The organism is Candidatus Cloacimonas sp., assembly GCA_039680785.1.
GTDB lineage: Bacteria > Cloacimonadota > Cloacimonadia > Cloacimonadales > Cloacimonadaceae > Cloacimonas.
Window position 1 is genome coordinate 1 of record JBDKSF010000065.1, and the last position, 16,994, is coordinate 16,994.

At 36.3% G+C, this 16,994-nt stretch carries 17 protein-coding genes and 1 tRNA gene; 3 read left to right on the top strand and 15 right to left on the bottom strand.

The window, feature by feature from the left end:
- A partial coding sequence (locus ABFC98_04055) for a glycosyltransferase (protein MEN6445203.1) occupies window positions 1-867 on the top strand: 867 nt, incomplete at its 5' end.
- Here ABFC98_04055 and ABFC98_04060 read toward each other — a convergent pair.
- The 9 genes from ABFC98_04060 to ABFC98_04100 form a co-directional block, all read right to left on the bottom strand.
- A complete protein-coding gene (locus ABFC98_04060) occupies window positions 868-1,116 on the bottom strand; it encodes a hypothetical protein (protein MEN6445204.1) in 249 nt (82 codons plus the stop codon).
- Window positions 1,117-1,129: 13 nt separating this feature from the next.
- Entirely contained in the window at window positions 1,130-2,839 is a 1,710-nt protein-coding gene (locus tag ABFC98_04065) for a glutamine--tRNA ligase/YqeY domain fusion protein (GenBank protein ID MEN6445205.1), read from the bottom strand.
- 397 nt (window positions 2,840-3,236) lie between these two features.
- A complete protein-coding gene (locus ABFC98_04070; protein ID MEN6445206.1) occupies window positions 3,237-3,368 on the bottom strand; it encodes a hypothetical protein in 132 nt (43 codons plus the stop codon).
- A gap of 22 nt (window positions 3,369-3,390) precedes the next feature.
- Entirely contained in the window at window positions 3,391-4,128 is a 738-nt protein-coding gene (locus ABFC98_04075; GenBank protein MEN6445207.1) for a class II aldolase/adducin family protein, read from the bottom strand.
- Between the two features lie 63 nt (window positions 4,129-4,191).
- Window positions 4,192-4,830, bottom strand: coding sequence for a hypothetical protein (locus tag ABFC98_04080; protein MEN6445208.1), 639 nt, complete (start codon window positions 4,828-4,830; stop codon window positions 4,192-4,194).
- A complete protein-coding gene (locus tag ABFC98_04085; GenBank protein MEN6445209.1) occupies window positions 4,827-5,657 on the bottom strand; it encodes a hypothetical protein in 831 nt (276 codons plus the stop codon). Before ABFC98_04085 ends, ABFC98_04080 begins: the two co-directional genes overlap by 4 nt.
- Complete coding sequence (locus ABFC98_04090) at window positions 5,654-6,352, bottom strand: hypothetical protein (protein ID MEN6445210.1); 699 nt, start codon at window positions 6,350-6,352, stop codon at window positions 5,654-5,656. The genes ABFC98_04085 and ABFC98_04090 overlap by 4 nt, the downstream gene beginning before the upstream one ends.
- Window positions 6,349-7,449: a DUF6754 domain-containing protein gene (locus tag ABFC98_04095; GenBank protein MEN6445211.1), complete on the bottom strand. Its 1,101-nt coding sequence runs from the start codon at window positions 7,447-7,449 to the stop codon at window positions 6,349-6,351. The genes ABFC98_04090 and ABFC98_04095 overlap by 4 nt, the downstream gene beginning before the upstream one ends.
- A gap of 71 nt (window positions 7,450-7,520) precedes the next feature.
- Entirely contained in the window at window positions 7,521-8,318 is a 798-nt protein-coding gene (locus ABFC98_04100) for a hypothetical protein (protein MEN6445212.1), read from the bottom strand.
- A gap of 434 nt (window positions 8,319-8,752) precedes the next feature.
- Between ABFC98_04100 and ABFC98_04105 the strand changes: the two genes are divergently transcribed.
- Window positions 8,753-8,828: transfer RNA gene (locus ABFC98_04105), tRNA-Phe, on the top strand.
- A gap of 183 nt (window positions 8,829-9,011) precedes the next feature.
- The gene (locus ABFC98_04110) at window positions 9,012-9,380 is read left to right on the top strand and encodes a response regulator (GenBank protein ID MEN6445213.1); all 369 of its coding nucleotides are present in this window, start codon (window positions 9,012-9,014) and stop codon (window positions 9,378-9,380) included.
- A gap of 155 nt (window positions 9,381-9,535) precedes the next feature.
- On the opposite strand, the gene ABFC98_04115 is transcribed toward ABFC98_04110, so the two are convergent.
- The 6 genes from ABFC98_04115 to xseA are packed head-to-tail and all read right to left on the bottom strand — an operon-like array spanning window position 9,536 to window position 16,955.
- Window positions 9,536-10,696 (bottom strand): glycosyltransferase, encoded by a 1,161-nt coding sequence (locus ABFC98_04115; GenBank protein ID MEN6445214.1) that lies wholly within the window; start codon window positions 10,694-10,696, stop codon window positions 9,536-9,538.
- Between the two features lie 2 nt (window positions 10,697-10,698).
- Complete coding sequence (locus ABFC98_04120) at window positions 10,699-11,967, bottom strand: glycosyltransferase (protein MEN6445215.1); 1,269 nt, start codon at window positions 11,965-11,967, stop codon at window positions 10,699-10,701.
- Window positions 11,968-11,969: 2 nt separating this feature from the next.
- Entirely contained in the window at window positions 11,970-12,716 is a 747-nt protein-coding gene (locus ABFC98_04125) for a class I SAM-dependent methyltransferase (protein MEN6445216.1), read from the bottom strand.
- Window positions 12,713-14,176, bottom strand: coding sequence for an oligosaccharide flippase family protein (locus ABFC98_04130; GenBank protein ID MEN6445217.1), 1,464 nt, complete (start codon window positions 14,174-14,176; stop codon window positions 12,713-12,715). The genes ABFC98_04125 and ABFC98_04130 overlap by 4 nt, the downstream gene beginning before the upstream one ends.
- Complete coding sequence (locus ABFC98_04135) at window positions 14,173-15,618, bottom strand: family 10 glycosylhydrolase (GenBank protein MEN6445218.1); 1,446 nt, start codon at window positions 15,616-15,618, stop codon at window positions 14,173-14,175. Before ABFC98_04135 ends, ABFC98_04130 begins: the two co-directional genes overlap by 4 nt.
- Entirely contained in the window at window positions 15,615-16,955 is a 1,341-nt protein-coding gene (xseA, locus tag ABFC98_04140; GenBank protein MEN6445219.1) for an exodeoxyribonuclease VII large subunit, read from the bottom strand. Before xseA ends, ABFC98_04135 begins: the two co-directional genes overlap by 4 nt.
- Between the last annotated feature and the right edge of the window lie 39 nt (window positions 16,956-16,994).

The window sequence follows — 16,994 nt, forward strand, 5'->3', positions numbered from 1 at the left end:
CATAGCGATGATGGCAGCAAGGAATGGTTAGCCAACCAAAACAATATTACAAACTTGAAAGTAATAGATTTTTATATAGAAACGCCTCCCTTAATAGGTAAAAAAGCTGCCGTTCAACAGGGAATTAATATGTCCCGTTTTGATATCTTGGCTTTTACCGATGCGGATTGCTCTGTTCCTGTTTCCTGGCTGAAAGAAATAAATCGCTCTTTGGATGAAGATACAGATTACCTGCTTTCCTATTCTATTTTAAAAAGAACAAAGGGCGGAACCATCTTTCGCTTAAAAAATTTCGAACGCAGTATCTATTATGGATTGGCGTCTGCGGGTTTATATTATAAGATTCCATTTACCAGTAGTGCCTGTAATATGATTTACCGTAAGAAAGTATTTGATGAAAGCGGCGGTTTTGATGGTATTGGCCATTTACGATCAGGAGATGATGACCTTTTATTGATGAAAATGATGCCTCATATAAAGAAAGGCGCTTATAATCCTTCACTGGCAATGCAAGTTGTCTCCATTGATGGTTCAGACAGAAAAAAACACTACCAAACCAATATTCGCCGCGCTTCCAAATTTAAATATTATCCCTGGTGGTTAAAGGCACTTTCGGCATTTGTTTTTGTCTATTTTTGCCTTTTTTATGTTGCTCTCTGGCAAATGATCAAAAACAAAAGCAACAAACCAATTCTGCTCTCCCTGATCCTAAAAACTACAGCCGAATTTGCTTTTTCACAAAGCCATTTGAGACAAATTGGAAGAAGCAAACTCGGCTTTTTGTATCCTGTTCAAATCCTGATCTTTCCCGCGCAGTTCATTTTTTATGCTGTGCGAGGAACTTTAGGAAAATACCGCTGGAAATGATTACATTTCAACTAACTTAGCTTGCACATATTCCAGAGCATTCAGTTCCAGAATCATCTTTTCCAGGATGTCTTGATCACCTTGAACTTCCAAAACTACTAAGCCATCATTGGCACAGAATGAATTGGAGACCTCATGTAAACCCAAACGGACATGAATGTTGCATCCATACTTAGTTAAAATATCCTGAACCTTGGTAGCTTCTGAGCTACGCTGATCGATTTTCACAAGCACCACTTTGTAAATCATAATATCCTCCTATCTATTTTTTCTTACTGAGCTTTGCCCAGCTATCTCTTAATTCTGTAATTCGGTTGAAAACTAATGCATCTGATTTACTGTCATAGTCAGTATTAAAATAGCCAATTCGCAAGAATTGAAAATGATCACCAATTTCTGCGTTACTTAGATTCTCTTCTGCCAGACAGTTGTATTTAACTATGAGTGAATTTGGATTCAAGTAATCCTTATATGTCTTGCCTTCTTCCATATTACTCATATCAGCTAAAGTAAAAAGACGATCATATAAACGCACTTCTACAGGAATAGCGCTCTCCGCACAAACCCAATGCAAAGTTCCTTTTACTTTGCGTCCATCTTCAGTCCAACCCCCGCGTGATTTTTCATCATAAGTGCAAAGCAATTCGATAATATTTCCTTCGTTATCTTTTATAACTTCGTTGCAAGTGATATAATAAGTATATTTTAATCGAACTTCTTTCCCCAAGGCAAGACGAAACCAACCCTTCTCCGGATTTTCACTGAAATCATCTTTTTCTATATAAAGATGGCGCGAAAACTTGATTTTTCTTACTCCCGCAGTAGTATCTTCGGGATTGTTTTCAGCATCAAAATCTTCAATTTTATCTTCAGGGTAATTAGTGATGGTTAATTTAAGAGGATTTAACACAACCATTCTTCTTTGGGCTTTAGTATTCAAATCCTCGCGGGCACAGAACATTAGCAATTCATCACTAACCAGAGAATTGGCTTTGGAAACACCAATCCGATCGGAAAATTCCCGAATTGCTTCCGGAGTAAAACCTCGTCTGCGCATTCCCGCGATGGTAGGCATTCTGGGATCGTCCCAACCACTAACTAAATGGTTAGTTACTAATTCCAACAAAAGGCGTTTGCTCATTATCGTATAGGCAAGATTTAAACGGGCAAATTCAATTTGTTGGGGATGACAAGGAACCGGCAATTGGTTTAAAAACCAATCATATAAAGGTCTATGGTCTTCAAATTCCAGAGTGCATATAGAGTGTGTAATTCCTTCCAAGGCATCTGAGACACAATGAGTATAATCATACATAGGATAAATTTGCCAGTCATTTCCAGTTCTGTGATGATGGGTCTTTTTTATCCTATAAATAACTGGATCGCGCATATTCAAATTTGGAGAAGCCATATCAATTTTGGCTCGTAAAGTTCTGCTTCCTTCCGGAAATTCACCTGCTTTCATTCTTCTGAATAAATCAAGATTCTCTTCTATACTGCGATTTCTGTAGGGACTATTTTTGCCGGGAACTGTTAAAGTGCCTCTGTATTCTTTCAATTCTTCCAAAGAAAGATCACAAACGAATGCTTTGCCTTCATTTATTAAATACTCTGCAAATTCATATAGTTTATCAAAATAATCCGAAGCATAGTATAAATGCTCACCCCAATCAAAACCCAGCCAATGGACATCTTCCATAATGGAATTAACATATTCCACATCTTCTTTCACTGGATTGCTATCATCAAAACGCAGATGACAGCGACCCTGATAATCCCTTGCCAACCCAAAATTCAAACAGATTGATTTGGCATGGCCGATATGCAAATAACCATTGGGCTCAGGAGGAAAGCGAGTTATAATATTTTTATGTTTTCCGCTTTCTAAATCCTTTTCGATAATAAAGCGGATAAAATTGGAGATTCCTGCTTTCTCTTCACTAATTTCAGGCGTGTTTTCTTTTATGTCCATCTTCAGTCCTTTTTCTTCTATACATATTTTCAATTTCTGATAGCTTGTTTTCTTGTCAAGTTCAACGAAATATCTTTTTTAGATAACCCCGATTTCATAGATATGATAAGAATATAGATTTTACTGATTCAAAACAATTTACTGTGAGTTGAGCAGGTCTATAATAAAAATAATTATCGCGACTATAGGGATTAACATCCATAGTGGAAATTTTGTAACTATAGTGAGTGTTCTGTCACATACTTAACGATGAAAGGGATTATTATGCTCTCAGGTTTGCAACCAAAATTATCATCTTGTTTCACCTTTCCACTTTTTCACCTTTCCACTTTTCTTCCATTCCACTTTTCACTTTTCCACCATTCCACTTTTCACTTTTCAACTTTCTTGCGGAGCTTCAGCGAGCTCCGGCTACGGAAGATTTGCAACGAATATTATCACCTTGTTTCACTTTTCCACCTTTCCACTTTTTCACTTTCCACCATTCCACTTTTCCACCATTCCACTTTCCACCTTTCCACTTTTTCACCTTTCCACCTTTCCACTAATCCCTAATTCTCCAGACCTTTTATCAGCCACAGTTTAGCGGCTTTATTAATTACTTCTGTGAGGTCTAATGCCAAATCGGGATTTTCAGCCAAGACCAAGAGACCGTGTTTTTCCCAGATAAGCGCTTGTTTATCTTTTATACATTTACAGCTATTTTGGGCTAAAATAGAACTGCCGGGAAGAGAATAGTCAACTACGGCAATACCTTTGGGAAGAAATAACTGCATTTCAGGCAGCACTTCCACAAAGGATTGATTTAGGCGTTGCAGATGTTTTTTATTATTTTGAAAAACGGAGCTAAGGGAAAGAGCAATAACTTCAGTGGGATGGGTATGAAGAATACAAGATAGATTAGTATTTTTGTTCATTTCTTGCAGTTTACGATGACAGAGCCATTCCGAAGTAGGTTTTGCATTTTCAGGGAAGAAATGTTCTTCAGCATCAATTCCGATTATCATTAAACAGTTCTCCGGCTCATCCATCATATCCCGAAAACGACTTCCCGTTCTGGAAACCAAAAACCAGTCCTGATAAGGATAATTATTTTCCCAGCCGCTATTTTGGATAAAGGGCAACAGCAAATTGGATATACGCATAGAAATGTTTCCAGCATTAGCTTCTGCCCATCCTTGTTGATGGATAACTTTGGCAATTTTGCTTATGCGCAGAATTAGGTCTCTAAAAGGTAAAACATTATTATAGACCTCGCTGAAGAGCATATCCGCATTATTATTGTTCATTATCTCACTATCTCGCTATCTCGCCATCTCACCATCTCACCATCTCGCTATCTCGCTATCTCGCTATTTAATTATATGCAGCCAGTCCTTCAGTAAAAATTCCAAGCGTCCAATTAAAAGTGAAATACGCGCCATAACTGTATAACCAAAGGAAGCACCAAAACTAATCATCAAAAACCAGATGCCCAGTTTGGAAGGAACCGCTCTGATGCCTTCCTGTTTTTTGCTAAAATAAAAGAAATATACTCCACAGATAGTTCCCACGATCAAAAGTATATTTCCAATTACGGTTACAACATTATCTGAGGCAAAAGGATTGATCATTGTAGCGCTAATTTGTCCTAATAGATCGGTCTTAGCATAGCGTACCATATTTATACCGGCAGAAGTGCCAATCATAATGGCAATGGGATATCGGCTCAGCCATTGTGCTTTGGGAATTAAGCGTAGCAGCATCATCAAGCCCAAAGCGGTTGGAATAAGTAAAATCAGGTTTCCTTTAAAATCGGTGAAAAGTTTATTAAACAGATTGGGAACCATAACACTGTAATATAAATACACCAACCAGTAGGCAGCGGAAAGACCTACAAAAATTTGCTCGGAAAGTTTATAAAAAGGATTATCTTTATAGAGGAAGCTGAAAATGCTTAAGGTGAAAAAGACCGAAAGCCAGAGTCCAAATGTAGCCATAAATCCGCTCATTGTTCACTCCTTTTCTTAGTTACAAAAGCTTTGACATTGCCAATGAGGATAAAAACCAGAATCAAAAGATGAGCGATGGACTGAGCGTCCATTTTGATAGTGGCGCTACCGATTTTATGGATCAAGGTTTCATATTCTGAGGCAGCTTTTAGCCCACCCAGCAAACCATAAAGTTGTTTCTGGCTATTTACATAAGGCAATAAACCGGGAGCGCTGACAGCAGTTGTTCCACCTGTAACAGGAGTTCCCAAAGGATCGCGCGCAGCCATAACCCATTCTTTAATGCCAGGAGTTCCACTGGATAGGGAACAAATATAGCCAACATCTTTTAAGGTCTTAACCTTTTTCAGCATAGGAATATCTTCATATTTTGTCCCACTTTGATCTGTGGGAAAAACCTCCGGCATTGATTTTCCCATTGCTTGGATAGCAACAATGCCAGCAACTTTATAGCCCAGATTTACATAATCCACTCCATACTTTTTATTGGGATATTTTTTCAGCACTTCTGTAAATGCCTGATCTGCCATTTGCACGCCTTGAGGCCAGAGAGCTATGGCAATAATTTTTTGATTGCGAGAAAAAGAATGTTCCAGCATTGCTTCTGCCATAGGTTGAATTTCCGTTAATGTGGAAGGATCGTAGTCAAAAGAAAAAAGCACAACAGCAGAATCGGGAGTGCTTTGAACCAAATCCCAAGCCATTTTTGTATAGTTGGAGACGTCTGTTTTCCAGCCAATGGGAAATATTAGAGGTAGGGCAACTGCAATCAACAAAACTAAGTAGATTATTCTGCGTTCTGTCTGAGAGTTTTTATTGGTGCTCATTTTTCCCCTCCCAGATAAGACCTTTCAATGCCCAAAATTATGCGTAAGCTACTTCCTATTATACCTAAAGCGGCACTAATCAAAATTGCCCGCTGAGCTGCAGAATTGGGAAATTCCATTATAAAATCGCTTAAATTGGGCAAATGCAAAAATCTAAGCCCTTCCGGAAGCCAGGAAGTAAGCATTCCTCCAAAACTGGTTCTTCCTAACATTACTATTACAGCCGTAATCATTAATAGATTGGATTCAAAACTACGAATAATAAAAGCGCGATAGGCAGCTGAAGCAATAAAAAATGCCAACAGAGAAAACATAGTTGAGGAAAGCGGCATAAAAGCATTTTCAAATAAGTAATCAAAAGGTTTCATTCCAACCGTTGCTTGGATATTTTCTCCATTGCCCAGAATTCCTCTATATTCCTGAGTTCCCCACAGCAAGCCAAAAATTAGCATTACCGTAAAACTAATCAAGCCAGCAAGATAAAAGACCCAATCAGGATTTTTCTCTTTGATTTTCTTTATATTCGCTTGAAACAAACTGATTTGTCCCAATAGAATGGCAAAGCCAGAAATAATCATAAACCAATCTTGCAAAGTGCTAATCATCATATTAAAAGGACGGTGAGGAATAAATTCCGAAATTACTACCAGAATTCCACACACGAAGGCAAAAATAAGCGGAAGTTTGTATTTCATTGTGCCCCCTCAAAAAATGCCTTGAACCAATTCCAGCCAGACATTTCGGTTATTACGCCCACTATAATAAGAACAATAACTAATAGCTTGCCGAAATCGTGACCTTTTAAAGAACCAAGCTGTTGGGGGTCACGCGATAAATAAGCGGAAGCAGCAAAAAGTTCTTCGCCAATTAAAGTGTAATCACAAGAAACCACAAAAAAAGGTAATTGACTTGCTTGGGCAGTTCCAGCCGTTTGAATTGCCCCAGTACTGAAACCTGTTTCCGCTAAAATTAACGATTCAGCATAAAAACTTCCCAGGAAAAAATTGGCGGCGGGTTGTTCACGGACCATAATTCCATCAATTCCAGCAACATAACCAAATTGGTCATCCGTAAGGTAAAATATTCTATCCTGATTGTAAGCATCGGGTTTACCGGCTTTGATATATGCTTCTTTTACAATTTCGCGAGAAGCGGATAAAACCATAGAAAAACGACAAGGGACAATGATATCGGTATCATATTCCGCCGCTTTATATGCCAGATGGCTTAAAATAGTTAAACTGGAAATGGTTTGAATATCATCCAAGTCACCAATACCGGGAACAAATAAAATGGGCTTACCCTTTTCCGTGGCTCTGCCGATGGATTCTTCAATGCTATCCAATCCATTTATCCGGCGAATATAATAGTCCTTGCCTTTGCGAGCTTTCTGAACATAATAAATAACCGCAATAGAAACAGCCAAAAGAATTAGCAGATAAGAAAGTTTATCTAAGTAAAACCATTGCTCTTTAGGTTTTGCCACTGCCATAAAAAATATACTATCTCCCATAGCGGGTCGGGGGATAAGTAAACGATATCTGTATTGAACATTGGGAGTTAACTCATTATCTACGAAGGATAGGTTTTTCCCGTTACCTGTATAAATTGTTTGCCAAGTTCCGTCCTCAAGCGCTTTCTGCACATAAACAGTATCGGCAGTTACATTTGATTTGATAACGAGTGCTTTACCTTCGTCCCAAGGATTATCTTCTACCCGAAAAAAATATGATTCGGCAAAAATAGAAATGGTAAGTAATCCAAGTGCCAAGATTAAAAATAATCGCTTCATTTTACTCCTTTTCCACTAAATTAAATTGTGCTTAATCTCCTGATTGCGATTAGCATAACAGCTTATCAATGTTACTTTTTAAAGGTCTCTTTAATTTGATTAGTCAGCGATATTATTTGATCCAGTTGTTCAGAAGTGTATGTATTCTCATAATTGGCATCAATTATAGCTTTCAGTTGTTTTACCAAGCCCACGGTTTCCTGAAATTCGGCTTGATTGATGATTGTTTCTGACTTGATATTATTCAGATTTGTTATCAAACTGCTAAAAGTATCTTTTTGGGCAAGAGTTTTGGTTTTATCCGCAGAATAATTTTGTTTCACCATTGTTGAAACGCGGTTTAAGGTCTCAATCCAAATTCCCAGTTTATAAAATGTATAACCTTCAAAGTTCTCTTTTTCCCATAATGTATCTTCAATTTTCTTAATATATGAATCCAGTATAGATTCTATGTCCGACCACTGTTCTTTATTCAGCAATGGTTTCAGGTCTGGACTTATTTTAGTGATTTCATTTTCAAAACCAATAAGAGAAGTAAGGGTTTGCATTTGAGAGTAAAATTGGTTGAGACGCTTTTTATTGTGTCCCTTGGCAGCAAAAATCGCATCCAGAGAGATTATGCCTAAGGAAAAAGAATTCCGCATGTCATCCTGTCCTGTTTTATATAAGTCGTTTGGAATAACGGAAGCATACTCTTTTATTTCATTTGAACTAAAAATACGAAACACTTCTTTGTAAGAAGGCAAAGGAGTGTAGGGGGTTATATTTTTGGTAGTTTCTTTCGCTGGCATTGTTTCTTGTTTATTTTTACATCCCGGTATCCAGATTAACAAGATAAGCGCGATAATGAGGCAAATCCGGTTTTTCATATTTATCTCCTAATTTATAACTCTCAGATTATGAATATGTTATAGCAGAGTAAGGGAATTTATGGACATCAATTTTCTAAAATAATAGCAATAAATAATTGTCAAGCACAAATCTACAACGATTGTTAGAAGAAGCACAATTCAAATTTGAACTAACCGAAAAGCCTTGGGGCATTTTAGCTGCTTGCATACTGCATGATGCTATCTTATAACAAACTCATTTGCAGATAGTTAACCACTTAATCCTATCTCTGAATATTGAGCATTCCGTTTAAAAACGGCAAGAATCGGTTAACAAATCTTACATTGCGATGTTAATTACTTTTCACTGAACCTAATATGGATATATAACGCATTGTAGTATATAGCTATATAGAAATGAAATATTTTCTACTTGACAAGAAAAGCGGTTAAAATAAACGAGAAAAATGTGTGGCGAGATAGCTCAGACGGTAGAGCAGAGGCCTGAAAAGCCTTGTGTCCCCAGTTCGATTCTGGGTTTCGCCACCATTTTTTTGCCTTAGAAAGCTTATTATTACGAGAGGTGTTGATAATTATCAACAATTTTTAGCGAATTCCAACTATATTTCGAAAATCGTCCTTTACAAATAAGAGGATAAAAAATTATGGTTTATTTATAGAATAAATATTGTATGCAAAAAATATTATATAGAAAAGATAAGAGGTCAATTAATGGCTAAAATTTTAGTTGTTGAAGATGATACAAGTTTCCGCAATGTATTAGTTCAAATGTTAAAAAATGCGGGATACTTTGTTCAACAGGCAGGTGATGGAAATCAAGCCATAGAAATCTGTGATGAATTTAATCCAGATCTTGTTTTGACGGATATCATTATGCCCAATAAAGAAGGTTTGGAAACAATTCAGGACTTAATGGCAAGCAAACCTAATATCAAAATAATCGCAATGAGTGGAGGGAGTAAATACGGTCCATCAAGTTATCTACCTTTGGCAAAAGAGCTTGGAGCCAAGGCAGTTTTGCAAAAACCATTTATGCGCGATGAAATGATTAAGGTTATAGAAGAAGTCCTAAGTAGCTAAATAAATATCTAAATTAGGATTGGGCATCAGTAGCTGAGTATCTTTAGCTTAATTATTTGTTACATAGTGGATTGTCTTGTAGGCAAGTAACACTTCCGTAGCACTGCTCTTATTTCATTACGGAAATGTTACGGAATTGTAACTTAAGCATAAGATCAAACATTTGCATAGATACGCAGAATTTCGGAGCAGATTACAGCCGGGGAAAAGCGTTTTAAACAAATATCTCTGATAGCGTTAGAAGAATAAGCATCTATTTTATCGATCATATTCAACATCGTATCTGCCATAATTTCAGGATTTTTAGGTGGGATAAGAACTCCTGTTTCGATGCTTAAAATATCTTTTGGTCCTCCGCAATTAGTGGCAATTGATGGTATTCCACAAGCCATTGCCTCCAATAATACCATACTGAATGATTCAAGGTGGCTTGGTAAAATATAGCAATTGCAATTATTGTATTGGGCAACTGATTGTTCAGGGGTAAGATATCCTAAGAGATGAATTCTATTTTCCAGATGATATTGAATAACTAATTTTCTTATTTTAGGTGCCAAATAACCAGATCCACCCAAATATAGATCAGCATCCATACCTTTATTTACCGCTAATCGGAATGCTTCAACTAAATCCAAAACACCTTTTGACGGTGTTAATGCGCTTAAAGAAAAGAAGGAAAAGCGTTTTCTCTGTTCTGTTTTTGCCTGGGGTTTATAAAATTCCGTATCTACCAGATTGGGGATAACATTGCTTTTAACGGAGCAGGAAGCCAAAATTTGGTGTTGCAGAAAGCTGCTTACGGCAATAACAGCTGATGCTTTTTGCATGGGAAATGTAATTTGGCTGGAGACCTTGTTTTTTTTGATAAATTCGGGAAAAGGAAAAGGTCCGCTATGTTCTGTGATAAGATATGGAACTTTCCATTTTTGGGCTAAGTGCATAGCTAAAAAACCAGCGGGGAAAGTTACAAAGGAATGAATAAGATCGGGCTTGGATAGAGAATCCAGTTTATTGGTTAGGGCTTTGATATTTCCAGAGAAAAGTTTATTAGTCCAAGTTAAATGAGGTATGCAAATTTCTTTTAAATTGGGAGATAGATTACGCATTGAGGGTCTTGCTCTTAAATAGGCAAATATTTTAGTGATGGCAGTTTTAGGATGCCTAATCTGTAATTGGTATTCATTCTGCCCCCAATTCAGGATTTCAAATTGCCAATTGCTGTTTTCTGATAATGCCTTTGCCTGTTCTATAAAGAATTTTCCCGCATAAGGTTTTTTCGGATAAGGATACCATGAAGGAATAATGAGGATTTTCATTACTAAAGAGCGGACAATATTTCCACTAACTTTGCAGTTAGAGTTTGGCGTTCAAAATTTTTAATATAATCCCAATTGGGCTCAACTTTCAAGTTGCCTTGTTCCCAATTCTTATAGATATTTAAGAAAGTATCCTGGATAGAATTGCAAGAAGATGAATCAGCAAGAAAAGTTGTATTACCCGGTAAAAGTATTTCTGAAGATGCACTTAAGGGATCAATGACAGCAAAAATAGGTTTTCCACTGCGTAAATATTCATATACTTTAGCGGGGATAAAAGTTCTTTGGGTTTTACCAAATCCTGAATATAATAAAAGCAAGTCAGCAGTTTGTAAACTTTTTATACTGTATTTATGATCTACATAGCCATAAAAATGTACCATATTACTGATTCTGTTATCCTGGTAGTATTTCCCTAAAACAAAATTCGGGGAGTTCTTACCATAGATTTTAAAAACTATTTTATGAGGGTCTATTTCTTCTTTGTTTATCAGTTCAATTAACGCTTGCCAAAGAATCTGGGGTTGAAGAGAATCATAAAAGCTTCCTGTGTATATTATATTAAGTTTATCGCTTTTAGATGTTTTTAAAGAAACCTGAAAATCTAATTCATCATAGCCATTGGTTATGCAGCAAAATTTATCCTCTGGAATTTTATTATAAAGTTGCCTGAATTCATCGACCATTTTGTTGTTTACACAGATAATTTTATCTGCCAAAGTAACAATCTCTTTCTCCCATTGATTTTCTTTCTTCTTTATAAATTTAGGTGGATTTATAAATTTTCTGCCAATACCAAAACTCCAAGGATCTCTAAAATCCGCACAGACCTTTAATTGAGAACGGTGTTTGAAATATTTAGTCAATAATAGCGGTGAATAGGGTGGAGCAGAAATAAAAACTAAATCAATGTGATTAGTAGCAAGAATTTTTTTTAATTTAAGGAAAGCAAAAGGTAACCACAGAACTTCTATATCTGGAATCAAGATACACCGTTGCAAAAAGGTGACTACTTTATTTAATTTTAATCCCCACAACAGTTTAAAAAACCAGTTCGCATCCAAAGTGAAAGTGCGATAAATTTTTATACTGAGTGGTAGTTCTTTTAGTAAAGTATAGTCCTTGGTTTGTTTTAAGCAGCGATAATCAGCACAGAGAATTATTGGGTTAAAACCGAATTGTGGTAAATATTTGGCAAATTTCATTCCTCTTTGGACTCCGGAACCGCCTGTAGGGGGGAAGTGATAAGTAATATAAAGTAAATTCTTCATATTCAGTTATCCTGCCGAACAAACAATCCCATAAACCAATAGGGTCTCGGCTTCGTTGACATATTATTACAGAAATTAATTGCCTTCGTGAAGAGAGATTTTTTATTTAAGAATTCATTTTTTCCACAGTTGGAACAGATAGTTCCTGAAGGCGGATTAAACCATTGTTTTAGCCAATGTTGTTTAATATAAAGTAAAAAGGGATTAAAATCCCTATTTTGGGGACCGAAGATTTCTTGGGCAGTAAGAGAAAATTCAGGAACCAATAAGGCACTTAAAGTATTTTCAGAAAAAGATTGTAAATGCCCATAAGTGTGTTCCGTAAAGCCACAATTGGCACATTTACAGTAGTGCTTATCTAATTGTTCACGATGGGGAACACTGATGATAATGTATTTACTTGCGACGCGTTTAAGCTCTTGCACCGCTTTTTGCAAAGCAGAATTATCTAAGTGTTCTAAAACTTCGTTACAAATAACGGTTTGAAAACTTCTATCTGGAAAAGGTATATCTGTAATAGGTGCCTGAACTGTAGGGCACTTAACATATTGTAAAGCGGCAGGAGAAATATCTAAACCAGTAACCTGATATTTATCAACCAGTTTATTGGTAATAATGCCATTTCCGCAACCTGCATCTAATATTTTATGAACATCTTCGGGGAAAAGCGATAATAGTTTGGCAATCCTTAAATTTGCTTGCTGTTCAGGATCGTAATTTTTCCAAGTGGATTCAGCATAATAATTCATTTTTTGAACTTCCCTTTCAAATCATAAATAAGTTCTTGGGCAAGCTGGATATCATAATCCAGAATAACTCCGGTTATTCTACCCAGTAATAAATAGCTCAAAATGAACACAATTCCTCCGATGGCTACAAAGAGAAGATTTTGTTTGCCAAGCCATATTATCAGAAAACTGAGAAAGAGGGAAATAATAGTTACAAAAGCAGTTCTGGCTATTTTCTTCAATGGGAAAAAGTCCAGTAATTTTAATTTTAAGACCTTAGCAATCTGGATAAGATAAATTATAACCGATAGCCAAGTGACAATAACGGTTGCAATTGCTGCGCCTTTCATTCCTAAATTGATGATTAATATATAGTTTAACACAGCGTTGGCAATCAGCATAAAGAGAGAATTATACATTATGAATTTGGTTTTCCCGAATGCCTGAAATAAAATGCCAAAAGTCGCAATCCGTAATGGCATTAAAAATAGATAGATGCGGAAATAGACAGCTGCTTCAGCATAGATTTTACCGTATAAAAATATAATGATCGGATCAGCAAAAATATAACATAAAGCCATCAAAGGGAAAACCAGAATGGCATTTTTACGGACAGCTCCACTATAAAGTTCTCCCATAGTTGTGGTATTGGTAGAACTCAAATGCGGTAATAAAACGGAATTAATGGAATTAGCCAATATGCCAACAATTGGAAATTCCGTTGCTCCCAAAGAAAAAATGGCAAACTTTTCAGGCGTGAAAAAACTGGAAATCATAAACTTGTCCAATTGGATACTGAGCATTCCTATAATGGAAGATAAGCCAAGTGGCAAAGCATAATTCATTTGTTCTTTAACAAAGGTAAAATCGAAGCGAACTTTTTTTTCTTTGAATTTGCTAAGAGTAATTTGGGCATAAAGCCATTGCAGAAATGCAGAAACAATCACAGCCCAGATGATGATAGTAAGATTGCGTGTAAAAAAAGCGGCGCTTACAATTAAAAACAAATCAGCAAGCACTGCAAAGATAGTAAATTTTGCCGCTCGTAAAGGTTGTTTCAAACCCATCATTATAGAGCTATATAATTGAGTTACAAATAGAAATAAGGGGTAAATAGCATAGATAATTAGCAGATTTTCCAGTTGGGGATTATGAAATAAGCGAGCGATCATACTCCTGAAAATAAACAGACACAAGGCAAAAAGGAGTCCTAAAACAGAGATCAAATTTAAACTGCGCGTTATCAAAATTCTTTGTTTTTCCGCATTCATAGTTTTGGGAAGGAAGAACAGCATACTTTGCGGAATTCCTAAAAGCAAAAGCGTAGAGAATGTAGTGTAAATTAAAAAGAGTTGACGGTAACTACCTAAGTCCTTGGGGGTTATTAGTCGGGCTAAGGCAATTCCAATCAGGGTTTTAATCCCTAAACGGAAAAACTCAGTGGCGGAAAGAATGCCTGCTTGTTTTGGTAGATCGCTCATCGGCTATTTTTAAGTTCCACGGGGAAAAAGAATTTGTAAGCAGAATTTTCTTGGTAAAGCTGAACCGTATATTTACCGGATTCAAGATCGGAACAGAGATTGGGATTGATGACATTCAAGATATCAATATTATCGCCTTTCATATAGTAACGCTTGAATTTTAGTAAGAATTTATCTTTATACAACTCCCAATTCCATAAACCCTCATCAGGAATTTTCAATTGTAAAAGAATATCAGCGTTTAATCGGGAAAGACGAACATCAGCTATGCACATAGGTTCTTTAACAGGTCTATTTATGGGCTGGGAGGTGACTTTAAAAAATGGATAATCTGATTTTTCCGAATAACTTAGCTTGGCAAGCTGCTCCCAAGCATTACCTATTTGTAAACCTGAATAGCTGAACAAAGATATGCCGGCAAAACCTTTATCTCTTATCAATTCTATTTTTTTGGCTACATCTCTGACATTGTAATATGCACCTCTTTCTATGGCAAGAGAAGAACCATTATCATTCCAAGCTCGAATACCTATGACAATTTTGGAATCCATATTTAGCAATTTTATTTGATCCATTTGCTTGGCAAATCTACTATAGTTTACATCATAAGCCATTGGATAGACCCTGTCTATAAATCCTTCATTTAACCAAGTTTGCCAATCTTGTGCACACGAAACATTGGCATCGGCAATATCAGCAAAAACAGCAGCCGTCAATAATATGGAGGGATTGATTTCCTTAATTTTGAAATAGGCATTTTCTACAAAATTGTTTATTTGTTTGATACGCCATTCATTATATGTTATTTCTTCCTGATTCTGACAGTATTCTTTATAGCGCTCAACAGAAATGGGATGATAACCTAAGTTACTATCCGGATAACGGATATAATCTAAATGAATGCCATCCAAATCTGGATACCCTGCAGCTAAATTTCCAATTATATTTAGCAAATATTCTTGAACTTCTGGAACGCCGGGATCGATAAAATAACCGTATCGATAACCATTGTTCATCCTATTGCCATTTTTATCATAAGTTACCCAATCCTTATGATTTTTATAGATATAATTTTGGCGGATTAGATTTTGCTCTGTCTGAGTTGCATTAAGAACCACAATCCATGCTTGAACTGCGATTCCATTTTGATGCGCTTTTTCTATTATATAAGCCAAGGGATCAAAGTTGGAAGTATTTAAAACATAACTTACCGGTTCTGGATTCACATAAAGATATGAACCTTTGGATGTCTCAAATAAGGCATCAGCTCGATAACGAACTTCCACTAACAGTTCATTTTGCTGACAAGCAATGGCTGTGTCTATAATCTGATCTATATTATTTTCAGTTGTTATATCCCAGGGCATGATCCAAACGGAACGAATTTCTGCATTGAGCTTTACAATCAATATTATCCACACTATAAGGAATGCTCTTTTCACTTTTTATCTTCCACCTTTTCAACAATAGAATCAACATTGCCATCTACAAAACCCAGATTTAAAATATCTCCTTTTTTGATATGCTGAACCGAACTGATTAACTTACCTTCTTTATAAGCCATAATCCAACCTTTGCTTTGTATGCGTTGCGGAGAAAGCTGTTCCAAAATTTCGTTTAATTTGTTCAGATGGTAGCTTTTGTTCGTAATATTGTTAATTGTTTTTTCGTTAAGTTGGTGCCAGGTTAAAATTGTATTGCTTCTTGCATTTGAAAGCGAAAGATCAATTCTGCTTCTAATTTGTTGCATAATCGCATTCGCCCTCATATCAAATTTCTCTCGTTTTTCTGGAATTATTTTCAGAGTGTTGTTTAAAGCCATTTCTGCCATATCAAAACGCTGTTGATATTCTCTCCAGACCTTGATGGGATGGTATTTTTCCAGGTTAATGTGCAATTCCAGCAAAGGTTTACTTTTTTTATCAATTTTGTTCTGAACGGCTAAATCCAAGCGTTTTTTTAAGGCATTCAAAAGGTTTAGCAGTTCTTTTTTATCAGGAACTGCCAATTCTGCGGCTGCGGAAGGAGTTGGAGCTCTTAAATCGGCAACAAAATCAGCTAAAGTAAAATCAATTTCATGTCCTACAGCCGAAATTATAGGTAACTCGGAATCGAATATAGCTCTAACAATTGATTCATCATTAAAACAAAAAAGGTCTTCCTGAGACCCGCCGCCTCTGGTTATAATGATAAAATCTACATTTTTTGCAGTATTGAAATACTTGATTCCACTTACTATTTGTTTAGGTGCATCAGATCCTTGAACTAATGCTGGATAAACTATCAATTCAACTGGATAGCGCCTTTTTATGATGTTTAAGATATCCTGCATTGCCGCTCCGGTTGGAGAAGTAACAATTCCAATGCGATCAGGATATTTTGGGATGGGCTTTTTATGTTCAGCGGCAAAAAGACCTTCTGCTTCCAGTTTCTTCTTTAATTGTTCATATTTCTGTTGTAATAATCCTAACCCGGATTCTTGCATTTTTAATATGTTCAGGTTATAGGATCCCCCCTTTTCAAAGACGGTTAATTTACCGTAACATATTACCTGCATTCCGTTTTCCGGACGAAAATTTAAATTATAATTGGCACCTTTAAAAAAAGTGCAGCGGAGAGTAGCATTTTCATCCTTCAAATTAAAATAGATATGCCCAGAACTGTGATGCACGAAATTCGAAATTTCGCCCATCACATAAAGTGGGTCTATTGATGACTCAATAACCTGACGAATCTGCCTGGTAACCTCAAAAACGCTATATACAATTATATTATCCATAATTTTACCATATTCCTTACCTATGGCAATTTGTCAATT